The organism is Salmonella sp. SAL04162, from assembly GCF_046551535.1.
GTDB lineage: Bacteria > Pseudomonadota > Gammaproteobacteria > Enterobacterales > Enterobacteriaceae > Salmonella > Salmonella enterica.
Map to the genome: position 1 here is coordinate 306,694 of NZ_JBGDVX010000003.1, position 15,065 is coordinate 321,758.

14 protein-coding genes are annotated in these 15,065 nt (G+C 45.4%); 5 read left to right on the top strand and 9 right to left on the bottom strand.

Translation table 11 applies throughout. The annotated features are described in order from the left end of the window. Positions 1 to 963, top strand: a complete 963-nt coding sequence (locus ACLJRH_RS08310) for a divergent polysaccharide deacetylase family protein (RefSeq protein WP_001135513.1) — start codon at positions 1 to 3, stop codon at positions 961 to 963. Here the strand turns inward: ACLJRH_RS08310 and ACLJRH_RS08315 are convergent. The 3 genes from ACLJRH_RS08315 to kbl form a co-directional block, all read right to left on the bottom strand. Then, complete coding sequence (locus ACLJRH_RS08315) at positions 950 to 1,984, bottom strand: glycosyltransferase (protein ID WP_000798199.1); 1,035 nt, start codon at positions 1,982 to 1,984, stop codon at positions 950 to 952. The genes ACLJRH_RS08310 and ACLJRH_RS08315 overlap by 14 nt on opposite strands. A gap of 292 nt (positions 1,985 to 2,276) precedes the next feature. Continuing rightward, positions 2,277 to 3,302, bottom strand: a complete 1,026-nt coding sequence (gene tdh, locus ACLJRH_RS08320; protein ID WP_000645990.1) for an L-threonine 3-dehydrogenase — start codon at positions 3,300 to 3,302, stop codon at positions 2,277 to 2,279. A 9-nt stretch (positions 3,303 to 3,311) separates the two neighbouring features. Beyond that, positions 3,312 to 4,508 carry a glycine C-acetyltransferase gene (gene kbl / locus ACLJRH_RS08325; RefSeq protein ID WP_001213790.1) on the bottom strand — a complete coding sequence of 399 codons (1,197 nt, stop codon included), beginning with the start codon at positions 4,506 to 4,508 and terminating at the stop codon, positions 3,312 to 3,314. A 202-nt stretch (positions 4,509 to 4,710) separates the two neighbouring features. On the opposite strand from kbl, the gene rfaD reads away from it, so the two are divergent. Genes rfaD through rfaL form a run of 4 tightly spaced genes read left to right on the top strand, consistent with a single transcriptional unit; the run spans position 4,711 to position 8,899 of the window. Then, on the top strand, positions 4,711 to 5,643 hold the full coding sequence (gene rfaD, locus ACLJRH_RS08330) for an ADP-glyceromanno-heptose 6-epimerase (protein WP_000587771.1): 933 nt from the start codon (positions 4,711 to 4,713) through the stop codon (positions 5,641 to 5,643). 2 nt (positions 5,644 to 5,645) lie between these two features. Beyond that, positions 5,646 to 6,692, top strand: a complete 1,047-nt coding sequence (rfaF, locus tag ACLJRH_RS08335; RefSeq protein ID WP_000699198.1) for an ADP-heptose--LPS heptosyltransferase RfaF — start codon at positions 5,646 to 5,648, stop codon at positions 6,690 to 6,692. Then, entirely contained in the window at positions 6,692 to 7,645 is a 954-nt protein-coding gene (gene rfaC, locus ACLJRH_RS08340) for a lipopolysaccharide heptosyltransferase RfaC (RefSeq protein ID WP_001264614.1), read from the top strand. The genes rfaF and rfaC overlap by 1 nt, the downstream gene beginning before the upstream one ends. 39 nt (positions 7,646 to 7,684) lie before the next feature. Then, positions 7,685 to 8,899 carry an O-antigen ligase RfaL gene (gene rfaL / locus ACLJRH_RS08345; RefSeq protein WP_023136648.1) on the top strand — a complete coding sequence of 405 codons (1,215 nt, stop codon included), beginning with the start codon at positions 7,685 to 7,687 and terminating at the stop codon, positions 8,897 to 8,899. Between the two features lie 56 nt (positions 8,900 to 8,955). On the opposite strand, the gene ACLJRH_RS08350 is transcribed toward rfaL, so the two are convergent. The 6 genes from ACLJRH_RS08350 to waaB all read right to left on the bottom strand — a co-directional run bounded on the left by ACLJRH_RS08350 (position 8,956) and on the right by waaB (position 15,010). Continuing rightward, positions 8,956 to 10,101: a lipopolysaccharide N-acetylglucosaminyltransferase gene (locus ACLJRH_RS08350; RefSeq protein ID WP_000591827.1), complete on the bottom strand. Its 1,146-nt coding sequence runs from the start codon at positions 10,099 to 10,101 to the stop codon at positions 8,956 to 8,958. A gap of 99 nt (positions 10,102 to 10,200) precedes the next feature. After that, positions 10,201 to 11,010, bottom strand: a complete 810-nt coding sequence (gene waaZ, locus ACLJRH_RS08355) for a 3-deoxy-D-manno-oct-2-ulosonate III transferase WaaZ (protein WP_000536020.1) — start codon at positions 11,008 to 11,010, stop codon at positions 10,201 to 10,203. A gap of 149 nt (positions 11,011 to 11,159) precedes the next feature. Beyond that, on the bottom strand, positions 11,160 to 11,858 hold the full coding sequence (gene rfaY / locus ACLJRH_RS08360; RefSeq protein WP_000582812.1) for a lipopolysaccharide core heptose(II) kinase RfaY: 699 nt from the start codon (positions 11,856 to 11,858) through the stop codon (positions 11,160 to 11,162). Between the two features lie 22 nt (positions 11,859 to 11,880). Continuing rightward, positions 11,881 to 12,894: a lipopolysaccharide 1,2-glucosyltransferase RfaJ gene (gene rfaJ / locus ACLJRH_RS08365; RefSeq protein WP_001608820.1), complete on the bottom strand. Its 1,014-nt coding sequence runs from the start codon at positions 12,892 to 12,894 to the stop codon at positions 11,881 to 11,883. A 17-nt stretch (positions 12,895 to 12,911) separates the two neighbouring features. Beyond that, entirely contained in the window at positions 12,912 to 13,925 is a 1,014-nt protein-coding gene (gene waaO / locus ACLJRH_RS08370; protein WP_000088482.1) for a lipopolysaccharide 3-alpha-galactosyltransferase, read from the bottom strand. A 5-nt stretch (positions 13,926 to 13,930) separates the two neighbouring features. Beyond that, entirely contained in the window at positions 13,931 to 15,010 is a 1,080-nt protein-coding gene (waaB, locus tag ACLJRH_RS08375) for a lipopolysaccharide 1,6-galactosyltransferase (RefSeq protein ID WP_015406235.1), read from the bottom strand. Positions 15,011 to 15,065: the final 55 nt, after the last annotated feature.

Here is a 15,065-nt window from a genome sequence, read left to right on the forward strand (position 1 = left end):
TTGCCTCAGTTTCGTCGCTCCATTCTCACGCTGGCCACTTTGCTGGCGTTTGCACATCCCGTTTTCGCTGGCAAGCTCGCCATCGTGATTGATGATTTTGGCTATCGCCCGCATACGGAAAACCAGGTTCTGGCGCTGCCGCCAAACATCTCCGTCGCCGTGCTGCCCAACGCGCCGCACGCGCGCGAAATGGCAACTAAAGCGCACAATAGCGGGCATGAGGTGTTAATCCATCTGCCGATGGCGCCGCTAAGCAAACAGCCGCTGGAGAAGGATACGCTGCGACCAGATATGAGCAGCGATGAGATCGAGCGCATTATCCGCGAGGCGGTAAACAACGTGCCGTATGCCGTCGGGCTTAATAACCACATGGGCAGCGCAATGACTTCCAGCCTGTTCGGTATGCAAAAAGTGATGCAGGCGCTGGAACATTACAATCTCTATTTTCTCGACAGCATGACGATTGGCAATAGCCAGGCGATGCGCGCGGCATCCGGTACGGGTGTGAAAGTGATCAAGCGCAAAGTGTTCCTCGACGATACGCAAAACGAGGCGGATATCCGCCGTCAGTTTAATCGCGCTATCGAACTGGCCCGTCGCAACGGTTCCGCTATCGCGATTGGACATCCGCATCCCGCAACGGTTCGCGTGCTGCAACAGATGGTTTATCGCCTGCCGGCGGATATCACCCTGGTACGTCCAGGCAGCCTGCTCAACGAACCGCAGGTAGATACGTCCCGACCTGATTTGACACCGCAGAAAATTGACGCGCCGCGCAATCCCTTTCGCGGCGTGAAGATGTGCAAGCCGAAAAAACCGCTGCAACCGGTCTACGCTACGCGCTTTTTCAGCGTCATCGGCGAGAGCATTACGCAAAGTTCCGTGGTTGTCTGGTTTCAGCACCAGTGGCAAGGCTGGGGGAAAATCGCCGCGCCTAAAAACGTGAGCGCTAAGACAGATTGAGCGCCTTACGGGCCATACGACGGTGCGACAAGGTTTTGTCGCGCCATTGCCACAGCCGGAAAGACCAGAGCAGCGTCTGATAAGCCGCTTTCGCGCTGCGGACGTTAGCCATCATCCGTCTATACATGCCAGAAGTAAAAATTTCGGCAATCATACGCTGGCGGGTCAAAATATCAGGTTCTTTACGCACCGCATGACAAACGCGTAACGCTTCCCAGGTAATTTGCTGGCGAAATTCCGGGTAAATCGGAATACGATGGGCATAATCACGATTGAGCTTTTCTAATAATCGCGTAATTTTAATATAATGCCGCTGATAATTAAGATTTTTATTGCCTTGTCTTTGCAAACGGCTTACCGAATTATCATGCAGGAAATATTTATATAATGATTGTTCGGTATAACGTACGCGCGTGGCATTAAACATAACTTCCGTCGACCATAATATGTCCTGATGATGTAGTCCGGGAACGAAAGTAATATTGTTATCGGTAATTAACGCACGTCGATACACGCCCATCCAGACAACATGCGTCCAGCGCCGCGAGGCCAGCGCCATACGCAACCAATCCGGTCCGCTTAATACCCCGGTGGAACGCAGACGATCGGTCGGAATAGATTGCCAGGCGTGCCCGGTTTTTCGGACGCACCAGTCCGCATTACACTGCGCAACGTCCAGATCATCGTTAAGCGCCATGGTCATCAGCGTTTCATACATCTTCGGGTAGACCAGGTCATCCGCATCGACAAAGGCGACGTAATCGCCGGTCGCCGCTTGCAGGCCAAGATTACGGGCGACAGATGCGCCAGCATTGGCCTGATGAAGCAGTCGAACATGCGGGTAATGTTCCGCGTAATGTTTTGCTATCTCAACGGAATGATCAGTCGATCCATCATTCACAATAATAATTTCCAGCGCCGACCACGTTTGCGCGATTAATGACGCCATGCAAGCATTAAAATCCGCTCCCGCATTATATAACGGGACAATGATACTCACTTTGGTTTTACTATTTTTCATAACGATTACCAGAAAAACCTTAATTTACCCTGCCTTTATACTGTGGCTCTATTAAGAAACTATTAAGCCGCCATAATTAATTTTTACAGTAAAAAGCAAGCACAAAACTCAGAGTAGAGCGTGACGTTAGCGAGTAAAATAAGAGTAAAGCGCAATTACGAATGCTTGATGTCTATGACAATTCTTTACGGCTTTCCAGATTTTCCCTAACAAAAAAGGTTGGTGAATGACACCAACCTTTTACGATGAAACGTATATCAGACCCGATAAAATTATCGGGTCTCTATACATATTAATCCCAGCTCAGAATAACTTTTCCTGACTGGCCTGAACGCATGGCGTCAAAACCTTTCTGGAAATCATCAATAGAGAAACGATGGGTGATAATCGGTGACAGATCCAGACCGGACTGGATCAGCGCCGCCATTTTGTACCACGTTTCGAACATCTCACGACCATAAATACCTTTAATGAACAAGCCCTTAAAGATAACTTTTGTCCAGTCGATAGACATATCTGATGGCGGAATCCCCAGCATCGCAATACGACCGCCGTGATTCATGGTGTCCAGCATGGTACGAAACGCCGGCGGCGCGCCGGACATCTCCAGACCCACATCGAACCCTTCGGTCATTCCCAGCTCCGCCATGACGTCGTTCAGGCTCTCTTTCGCGACGTTGACCGCGCGGGTGACGCCCATTTTACGCGCCAGCTCCAGACGGTATTCATTGACGTCAGTAATCACCACATGACGCGCGCCGACATGTTTCGCCACCGCGGCGGCCATTACGCCGATTGGCCCCGCCCCCGATACCAGTACATCTTCGCCGACCAGATCGAAAGACAGCGCCGTATGCACCGCATTACCAAACGGGTCGAAAATAGAGGCTAAATCATCAGAAATGTTATCCGGGATTTTAAACGCATTGAACGCCGGGATGACCAGGTATTCCGCAAAGCAGCCGGGACGGTTGACGCCCACGCCGGTGGTGTTGCGACACAGGTGAGTACGACCGCCGCGGCAGTTGCGGCAATGACCGCAGGTGATATGACCTTCGCCGGAGACGCGATCGCCGATTTTAAAGCCTTTCACTTCCTGACCGATGCCGACCACTTCGCCGACATATTCATGCCCCACGACCATCGGAACCGGGATGGTTTTTTGCGACCAGTCATCCCAGTTATAGATGTGAACGTCAGTGCCGCAGATGGCTGTTTTACGGATTTTAATCAGCAAATCGTTATGGCCGACTTCCGGTTCCGGAACGTCGGTCATCCAGATGCCCTCTTCCGCTTTCAGTTTGGATAACGCTTTCATCTTACATCCTCAGGCAATCACGCCCAGTTGTTTACCAATACGCGTGAACGCGTCTACCGCACGCGTAATTTGCTCAGGCGTATGCGCCGCAGACATCTGGGTACGAATACGCGCCTGACCTTTTGGTACGACCGGATAGAAGAAACCGGTAACGTAAATGCCCTCTTTTTGCAGTTCGCGGGCAAATTTCTGCGCGACAACCGCATCTCCCAGCATTACCGGGATGATGGCGTGATCCGCGCCTGCCAGCGTAAATCCCGCGGCAGACATCTGCTCACGGAACTGCCGGGCGTTCGCCCACAAGCGATCGCGCAGTTCTGCGCCCGCCTCCACCATCTCTAACACTTTAATAGAAGCCGCCACGATCGCCGGCGCCAGTGAATTGGAAAACAGATATGGGCGGGAACGCTGACGCAACCACTCAACGACCTCTTTACGCGCCGCGGTATAGCCGCCGGATGCGCCGCCTAACGCTTTGCCCAGCGTACCGGTAATAATATCTACGCGGCCCATTACGTCGCAGTATTCATGGGAACCGCGACCGTTTTCGCCGACAAAGCCTACCGCGTGAGAATCATCAACCATCACCAGCGCATCGTATTTATCGGCCAGATCACAGACGCCTTTCAGATTGGCGATGACGCCATCCATTGAGAACACCCCGTCGGTGGCGATCAGGACATGACGCGCGCCGGCCTCACGCGCCTCTTTCAGCCGCGCTTCCAGCTCTGCCATATCGTTGTTGGCATAGCGATAGCGCTTCGCTTTACACAAACGCACGCCGTCAATGATAGACGCGTGGTTCAGCGCGTCGGAGATAATGGCGTCTTCCGCGCCCAGCAACGTCTCAAACAAGCCGCCGTTAGCGTCGAAACAGGAGGAATACAGAATCGCATCTTCCATGCCGAGGAAGCTTGCCAGCTTTTGCTCCAGCGCTTTGTGGCTGTCCTGGGTGCCGCAGATAAAACGCACGGACGCCATACCGAAACCGTGGCTGTCCATTCCCGCTTTTGCGGCATTAATCAGCTCAGGGTGATTCGCCAGCCCGAGATAGTTATTGGCGCAAAAGTTAATAACGTGGCTTCCATCCGCCACGGTGATATCCGCCTGCTGCGCAGACGTAATAATGCGCTCTTCTTTAAACAATCCTTCCGCCCGGGCGGTTTCCAGATCGTTGGTTAACTGTTTGTAAAAATCCCCACGCATTGCGATTCTCCAGACTGGGCAAATTTCAGCACATATTACCCAAAGCGATACGTTGATACGAGATGACGCGTCATCACTTCTTTAAAATGCAGCATAAATCACGCGTATCCTCACGGGTTATCAGTGAATGGATGAATAGTGTTATGATAAGAGCATTCATGTCTGAGACAGTCTCTGACACCATAATTCAAAGGTTACAGTTATGATCATCGTTACCGGCGGCGCGGGCTTTATCGGCAGCAATATCGTTAAAGCCCTGAATGATAAAGGTATCACCGATATTCTGGTGGTGGATAACCTGAAAGACGGCACCAAGTTTGTAAACCTGGTGGATCTGAACATTGCTGACTATATGGATAAGGAAGATTTCCTGATCCAGATTATGTCCGGAGAAGAGCTCGGCGATATCGAAGCTATTTTCCATGAAGGTGCCTGCTCTTCCACCACCGAGTGGGACGGCAAGTATATGATGGATAATAACTATCAATACTCCAAAGAGCTACTGCACTATTGTCTTGAGCGCGAAATCCCGTTCCTCTACGCCTCTTCTGCCGCCACCTATGGCGGTCGCACGTCTGATTTCATCGAATCGCGCGAATACGAAAAACCGCTTAACGTTTACGGCTATTCTAAATTCCTGTTTGATGAATACGTGCGCCAGATCCTGCCAGAAGCGAACTCGCAGATTGTCGGTTTCCGCTATTTCAACGTCTATGGACCACGTGAAGGCCATAAAGGCAGCATGGCAAGCGTGGCATTTCATTTGAATACACAGTTAAACAACGGCGAAAGCCCGAAACTGTTTGAAGGCAGCGAAAACTTCAAGCGCGACTTCGTTTACGTGGGCGATGTGGCCGCCGTTAACCTGTGGTTCCTGGAAAGCGGCAAGTCCGGCATCTTTAACCTGGGCACAGGCCGTGCGGAATCTTTCCAGGCCGTCGCCGACGCGACGCTGGCATACCATAAAAAAGGTAGCATTGAATACATTCCGTTCCCGGATAAGCTGAAAGGTCGCTATCAGGCGTTTACGCAGGCGGATTTAACCAATCTGCGCAACGCGGGCTACGACAAACCCTTTAAGACCGTCGCCGAAGGCGTCACGGAGTATATGGCCTGGCTGAACCGCGACGCGTAAGTATGAAAATTTTGGTCATTGGCCCGTCCTGGGTGGGCGACATGATGATGTCGCAAAGTCTCTATCGCACGCTTAAAGCGCGCTATCCCCAGGCGATAATCGACGTGATGGCGCCAGCCTGGTGCCGTCCGTTGTTATCGCGTATGCCGGAAGTTAACGAGGCGATACCCATGCCGCTGGGCCACGGCGCGCTGGAAATCGGCGAGCGCCGTAGATTGGGCCATAGCCTGCGTGAGAAGCGCTACGATCGCGCCTGGGTGCTGCCAAATTCGTTTAAATCGGCGCTGATTCCTTTCTTTGCCAATATCCCGCACCGTACCGGCTGGCGCGGCGAAATGCGCTATGGCCTGCTGAACGATGCGCGCGTCCTTGATAAAGACGCCTGGCCGCTGATGGTGGAGCGCTACGTGGCGCTGGCCTATGACAAGGGCGTGATGCGCACGGCGAAAGATCTGCCGCAGCCGCTACTCTGGCCACAGCTCCAGGTTAGCGAGGGTGAAAAGTCGCTGATGTGCAGCGATTTTTCGCTATCTTCTGAACGTCCTCTGATTGGCTTTTGCCCCGGCGCGGAATTTGGCCCGGCAAAACGTTGGCCGCACTATCACTACGCCGAACTGGCAAAACAGCTCATTAACGAAGGGTATCAGGTCGTACTGTTTGGCTCGGCAAAAGACCATGAAGCCGGAAATGAGATCCTGGCGGCGCTGAATAGCGAGCAGCAGGCATGGTGTCGCAACCTGGCGGGGGAAACCCAGCTGGAACAGGCCGTCATTCTGATAGCCGCCTGTAAAGCCATCGTCACCAACGATTCCGGGCTAATGCACGTCGCGGCGGCGCTCGACCGCCCGCTGGTCGCCTTGTATGGCCCAAGTAGCCCGGATTTCACGCCGCCGCTGTCTCATAAGGCCCGGGTGATTCGTCTTATTACGGGTTATCACAAAGTGCGTAAAGGCGATACGGCGCAAGGCTATCACCAGAGCCTGATCGATATCACGCCGCAGCGGGTTCAGGAAGAGCTTCATTCGCTGTTGTCGGAAGAGGGCGTTTAATGCGGGTTTTGATCGTTAAAACATCATCGATGGGCGACGTATTACATACCCTGCCTGCGCTTACCGACGCGCAACAGGCGATTCCGGGGATTCAATTTGATTGGGTTGTCGAAGAAGGGTTTGCGCAAATTCCGTCCTGGCACAGTGCTGTCGATCGCGTGATTCCCGTCGCTATTCGCCGTTGGCGCAAGGCCTGGTTTTCCGCGCCCATCAAAGCGGAACGCACAGCCTTTCATCGGGCGGTATGCGCATACCAATACGACGCTGTGATTGATGCGCAGGGGCTGGTGAAAAGCGCGGCGCTGGTGACGCGTCTGGCGCATGGGATAAAGCACGGTATGGACTGGAGTACCGCCCGCGAACCGCTGGCCAGCCTGTTTTATAACCGTAAACACCATATCGCAAAGCAACAACATGCGGTTGAACGGACGCGCGAACTGTTCGCCAAAAGTCTGGGATACGATAAACCGCAGTCGCAGGGCGATTATGCCATCGCAAAACATTTTCTGCATTGCCAGCAGGCGGTTAGCGATCCGTATGCGGTGTTTTTACATGCCACGACCCGCGATGATAAACACTGGCCGGAAGCAAACTGGCGCGAGCTTATCGGCCTGGTGGGCAACACCGGATTACGGATAAAACTTCCCTGGGGCGCGCCTCATGAGGAGGCCCGGGCTAAACGACTGGCCGAAGGCTTTGACTATGTGGATGTGTTACCGCGTATGAGCCTGGAGGAGGTCGCCAGAGTGCTGGCTGGCGCAAAATTTGTCGTATCGGTTGATACCGGCCTGAGCCATCTCACCGCCGCGCTCGACAGACCGAATATTACGCTATATGGCCCAACGGACCCTGGGTTAATTGGAGGTTATGGGAAGAACCAAATGGCATGCTGCTCACCAGAACAGAACCTGGCGAATTTAGATGCCACAAGCGTATTTGGAAAGATTCATTAAAGAGACTCTGTCTCATCCCAAACCTATTGTGGAGAAAAGATGCTAACCACATCATTAACGTTAAATAAAGAGAAATGGAAGCCGATCTGGAATAAAGCGCTGGTTTTTCTTTTTGTTGCCACGTATTTTCTGGATGGTATTACGCGTTATAAACATTTGATAATCATACTTATGATTATCACCGCGATTTATCAGGTCTCACGCTCACCGAAAAGTTTCCCCCCTCTTTTCAAAAATAGCCTATTTTATAGCGTAGCAGTATTATCATTAATCCTTGTTTATTCCATACTCATATCGCCAGATATGAAAGGAAGTTTCAAGGAATTTGAAAATACGGTACTGGAGGGTTTCTTATTATATACTTTATTAATTCCCGTACTATTAAAAGATGAAACAAAAGAAACGGTTGCGAAAATAGTACTTTTCTCCTTTTTAACAAGTTTAGGGCTTCGCTGCCTTGCAGAGAGTATTCTGTATATCGAGGACTATAATAAAGGGATTATGCCATTCATAAGCTATGCGCATCGACATATGTCCGATTCCATGGTTTTCTTATTTCCAGCATTATTGAATATTTGGCTGTTTAGAAAAAATGCAATTAAGTTGGTTTTTTTGGTGCTTAGCGCTATCTACCTTTTCTTTATCCTGGGAACCCTATCGCGAGGGGCATGGTTGGCGGTGCTCATAGTAGGTGTTCTGTGGGCAATACTGAACCGCCAATGGAAGTTAATAGGAGTTGGTGCCATTTTATTAGCCATTATCGGCGCTTTGGTTATCACTCAACATAATAACAAACCAGACCCAGAACATTTACTGTATAAATTACAGCAGACAGATAGCTCATATCGTTATACTAATGGAACCCAGGGCACCGCGTGGATACTGATTCAGGAAAACCCGATCAAGGGCTACGGCTATGGTAATGATGTGTATGATAGTGTTTATAATAAACGCGTTGTCGATTATCCAACGTGGACCTTTAAAGAATCCATCGGTCCGCATAATACCATCCTGTACATCTGGTTTAGTGCTGGCATATTGGGTCTGGCGAGCCTGGTCTATTTATACGGCGCTATCATCAGGGAAACAGCCAGCTCTACCTTCAGGAAAGTAGAGATAAGCCCCTACAATGCTCATCTTTTGCTATTTTTATCTTTCATTGGTTTTTATATCGTTCGTGGTAATTTTGAACAGGTCGATGTTGCTCAAATTGGTATCATTACTGGTTTTCTGCTGGCGCTAAGAAATAGATAAAAAAACGCGCTGATACTTATTACGGTATCAGCGCGTTTTCCATCATCAGGACTCAATCACTTATCAAACCAGCTTTTCATTTGTTCCTCGAAACGCTGCGCTACATTTTCCCAACTGTATTTTGAAAACACCAGGGATTTTGCTTTTTCGGCAATCTGGTGGCGTTCCTTATCAGCAAGCGCACGGTTAATATCATTAATTATACTGTCGCTCGACATAGGCTCTGCGAGGTGATAGCCCGTTATGCCATCTAACACAAATTCGCTAATTCCCCCTTTTTTGCTGGCAAGAACCGCTTTTCCTGCTGCCATCGCTTCTACAGCCACCATGCAAAATGCTTCTTCAACCTGAGATGGCACAATAACCAGATCGGCTATATGATAGAAATTATGCATCTGGTCGGGAGATTGCCCCCCAGCCATAATACAATCCGTTCCAATCTCTTTTGCGGCGTCCAGTACTTTCTTTTGATACTCTGCTTTTTCACCCTTGCGGCTTGCATAAGGGTCGCCAACAACGACAAGTTTAATATTACTTCTTAAGGTACGTAATTTTTTGAACGCCTGCAAAAGCAACAGGATGCCTTTATCAGGCGAAATTCTCCCGGCATATAAGAGAACGGTGGCATCTTCCGCAATATTTAATTGCTGACGAAGATTATCTTGTGGGTTTCTTTTATAAGTCTCAGCACAAAAACCATTAGGCACAATACTAACAGCAGCGGCAGGCAATCTTTCTTCATAAAACGCTTTAAGAAACTGACTGGGCACGATAATTTTTGCATCGTTATCAGGAAGTTCTGGTTCAAATGCGTTATGCATGTGCATAACCAGTTTTGCATTCGGATTGCGCTCTCTGATCTGCCGATACAGTTTCATACTATTATGAATAACAATGACGCTATCTTCCTGGGTAGTCACTTTATCTCTAATATTAAGGACGCGCTGGGAATAGGGTAGTGGGTCGAGACGAGTCCATTTCTGAAAAAGACGCTTATAAACTTTACTAAACCCAATGTAATGAATATCACAGTTATCGTTTATTTTATTATATTCAGGATAGCCAGCATTCTTTATACAAGCAATAGCACTCGGTATTGATAGTCGTTTTGCAACCTGGTAAATCCAGGTTTCTACCGCAGCCGCACCACGAGGAGGAATTGAAAATATAGGAGTAACAGTAAATATGATTTTTTTAATCATAATAGCTATAATCCAGAATAGTTAACTTTATAGAAAAAGAAATGTTATAGAAAAAGAAATGCGTGCCAAAGCAACGCAAAATAATGATTTATCTAGTGTCTAGACAATTTTATCGTAATATATTTCATCCTCAAGTTCCGAGGCTGTAATATATGGAATAATATCGTAATGAATTGCAGTATCATCTGATAAATTAAAGATATTTAAATCACTCACATTTTTTCTCATAAAAGTAAAAAATGGCAGTATTTTAAACAGGTCTTTACTAAGCTCAGATGGCATAGGGCTGGTAGATTCGTCATAGAAACGCGGGCAACTGCCTGTTAAGTCAAGCCCAGAACATATAATACGGCTATACTTGAGGGAATAGGCAACCTGAATAGCGGTATAAGCAATAGTATGGCAAGAGCAATAGCCGATGCTGATATCCTTGCAAAATCCAGCCAGTCGTCCTCTTTTCGAAAGAGGAACTGAAATAAGTAATGCTTTATGAACTCGCTTGAGGATATTAAATTTAATTTTCTTTAAAAAGCCCCCTTTTTCTCGGCGATAAAAGGAGCGAATAATTAAACAGTTTTCTTCAATATATTTTTGATCATCCACTGAAGCCTGTTCGTACACATCAAGATTGACGATAGTAAACTGACTGTTACGGCTAAAGTTATAAAAATCTTCGCGCCGACGATGGAGGAAGCGAACATCCGTCAGAAGGTACAAAAATGGCTTGACGTTATTGTTTAGCAAATATTGAACAGAACCATTGACTGCAATGACATCTTTCATTCGTAACAAGGACAGCGGCGTCTTTCTGGACGTAGGACCAGAAAGAAAAATAATACAATCTTCAGCCGTTCTTTTCGCAATAAGTTGCAGAACATCGGCGTGAGTTATGAAATTAACACTGCCCATAAAAAACTCGTATGTTTATCATGCAACCTATAAATAAATGTTATATTCAATAAATAATATTACATCTCAAATTCTCTCAAGTATGTCATAACGCTGCAGCAAATAAAAGTCAGTCAGCCCCTTAAATTAAACCAAACGTGCTACATTGATCAGCGCTTTTCCTTACCCTTAATACGACGAAGGAAATTTCGAAGTTTTTTCTTATAAATCAATAAGTAAAATCCGATATCTCTCACATTATTTTTGATACCATAATGTCTTTCTAAATCAATACGATCCTTTGCTTTTCGTTGCCTGGAAGGTCTTTTTCCGGACAAATCGATAATTCTGATCTCATTGCCTTGCAGGATAAAGTTACCTTTATGGGGATCGCCCGAAACCATACCATGCTGATGCAGAGAATATATCGACTGTTTGATTTTCCCTCTCACCTCGTCAGAAATTTCTGGCATATCAACAAGTTCAATACCTTCAATATACTCAATTATCATCACGTATGTTTTTACATAGCGTAATGTTTTAATTTCCGCCAGCAGGTAAAAATCATTAAGCGCCGCAAACCCTTCACGCCGCACACGATCTGTCTGATGAAAAAGCTTTTCGTAGTAATCTCCTTTTACTAACGATTTGAAAAAGCGTTCAGTATTTTTTACTTTTGGACTAAATACTTTGAGAATATATTTTCCGTAGTCTGTATTAATCAATACAACTTTTGTATCTTCTATATTACGGAAGACTTTAATAATCTGATGATTATAAGATAGAAAATCTTTGAATATCTCAATGTATTTTTCACCGTCTTTTTTGACAAAGACGGTATAGTTTTTAACCTTTTTTTCAATAATCATAATGGAGATTTAGGGAAGGAAATTATTTGTGGAAAATTTTACGATAAAGATATGCGCTTCCAGCCAGAAGGCCTTTAAAGTAATGACCTTGCACGAGAAGATGTTTATATCGCTTCTTAAATTCAACTATGGTACGCGCATCTTTTGCGGGAAAATCTTTCCAGGGCGAATTCAGTCGTGCATTTTTATAATAGATAACTGAAGGATAATTTGCCCAGGCATGCCATGGTTTTGTAGCGCCCGTATAATGAATTAAAATAGTATTATCATTAATTATATTGCTATATTTTTTATGTGACTTATCTTTCAACTCACTTTTGATAGTATAAATGGTATTATACGGTCGCGGAAGAAAAATGACTTTATCCTGTAGGAGAATATTCAAAACATCCTGATCGGGATATTTAAAAGAGTCAGCCTCTTTACCTGCCAGAAGTAAAAATGCCTTTTCAGTTAAGGCATTCTCTTTCCATAATTTCAGGTTAACAAAAACCACGCCGGAGTTAAAATAACCACCTTGTAAATTAAATGCTCTTAATCTCTCATTTACCTTATTCTGGATGGAATCAACATCTTTTACGACCGCAGCGATCTTCTCTGTCAGATCAAGCTGTAAAAGATCTTGCAAAGATCCTTTGCATACAACATCGGCATCCAAATAAAGTAATGTGTTTACCTTCTTGCTGAGATAATCGAAAGCAAATAAACGAAAATACATTGCTCTCGACCATACTTTTGTTTGAGGCAATACCTCAAGGCTTTCTACTTTAATAAGATAAAGAGAAATTTTTATGTGATGCTGTACGGCTAAACGCTCTATATATTTTACAAAACACGGGGAGTATGAATCACAAATAATATGGAAAGCGAGCGGGATATTATTATTTAATACAACTGAAGCAATTGATACCCCCACACCATCAAGATAGTTTTCATCAACACCATAAGAAATGTTTAATACGTTATCATCATTATTATTATTACTTTCATCAAAAACTTTATATTCAGCTATTTCTATCTCAGGAAATGAATCCATTACATCACCTATGGGTTTTATTCAAGAAGTTTACGTTTAAAGTAGGCTATATAATAATTTATACCCGAAGTATAATGCTTCTGATTAAACATATGCTTTGCCGCATAACGTAACTGATGACTAGTGACTGGATTTAAAAGTGCACAATGAGACCATGGTGAGTTGCTCTTAGCCTGTAAAAAATATTGTGACACAGGATAAGCCCCCCAACTATGCCAGGGCTTCGTTGGTCCGATATAATGAACAAATACAGTCTCAGCATCAACTGGATTAATAACTGAATCTTTTAATTCATAGTTAAGACTAAATTGTGTATTAAATTTTTTATCAACAAAACGCGCTTTATTCACTAACAATATATTTAATACATCCTGATCAAGGTGCGTTATGCGCTGTACTACCTCCGGATCTTTTAGCATTTCAATCGCTTTCTTAGAGATATTTTCTGCGGTCCAAAGAGGTATGTTAATTAAAATAAAACCGGCATTAAAATAGCCAGAAACCAGCCCAGGCGTTGCCAGGCTAACCGAGCGCTTAGTCCACCATTCCAACTCGCCTTCAGCAACGACAGCCGCAATCTCATTTTCAGCGAAGTTAAGATCAATAAGCTCCTGAATACTCCCCTTACATGCAATATCAGCATCCAGATAAAGTACTCTATCTGTTTTATCTGAAAAATAATCGGCGATAATGAATCTAAAGTATGTTGCATAGGTCCAGTTTTTGGTACTGGGTAGCGATTTTAAGCGCTCACAGTCGATTAGGTAAACAACAATCTGCGTAGCGTACTGTTTTGCTAATGCCTCAAATCGCTGCTGGTCTTCAGAGTCAAAGAAATCGGTAAAAACATGGAAAGCTAACGCCTTCTCTGGGTTAGCAAGGAGAACCGATGCAATAGAGACACCACAGCCAAAAAGAAAGTTTTTATCAATCCCATAAGCTATATTAAATTTATCAGCATCACTATGTTGTGCATAGTTATAATCTAAAGTCTGTTGAATGACTTCTTCTTCAAAATATTTTCTGCTCATAGTGATCACTTTTGTAATTTCGAGAATATTGCATTATTAAAATTTTTAAAATATAGCACATCGTAAAATCTCTCAATCGTGCCGGGAATAATATCATGCTGATATTTTACTTCACCAGAAATAACACGATTAAGGTGTCCTACAAAATCATCTATAGCCCCCGGGGTGTAAAGCTCACCATTCAAACCGGGTTTAATCATATCGCGCGGACCAGACATACAATCAGAACTAATACACGGAATTCCATATGACATTGCTTCCAGCAGGGTCATAGGAAATCCCTCAAACGCAGAGGTAAGTAGTAACGCGGTGACATTTTTTATTTTTTGCTGTACGACTTGCCACGGCGCGCTTTGCCAACCATACCAGATCACACGCTGCTCAATACCAAGCTCCCGACTATAGGCCTGGCACTTTTCAAAATCTGAGCCATCACCAATAATATGTAGCTGCCATTCCCCTGTCGTACGAGCTAAGCCATCAAATAAATCTTTAACTCTTTTCTGTCCTTCAAATTTAAGACGCCCTACATAGAGAAATACAGCGGGTTTATCGCGCTCAGGCGACGGCACAATGATTGTTTTAATAGAGACAGGATTATAAACGACGCTAATATTTTGCGCTGAGATACCCCGTGCCATCATCTGTTCTTTAATACCACTACTGATGGCCAGATGATAATCTGCGTACGTTATACATTCTGCATGTTTTTTATGGTCGAGCGAAAAATGCGGCCACGAGAAAATAGTAAACTGTTTACCACTTTTCTTTCGTGCTTTATTGGCATAAAGACATGAGATGACATCAATACATATCACAATATCCGGTGACGTTTCTTTCAGCCACTGACTAAAATTATAAACATGCTTAGCTCGACGAAGAAAACTTAATTTTATATTTGAGAATGATTGCGCATATTTAATCGCTTTTAGCCATGCTTTATCCATTTTGTCATTACGACAAAAGAAAAACATTTCACAGTTGATTTTCGGAGAGCTATTTTCAAACGTATGGATAACGTTGCTAATAACGGTTTCCATCCCTCCAAAACCAGATACCGCTTCGCCTATAAATGCTATTTTCAATGAAGTCACCATTTGCTGACACTCATGTTATTCGGCTTCCTTCACTTTTAAAATT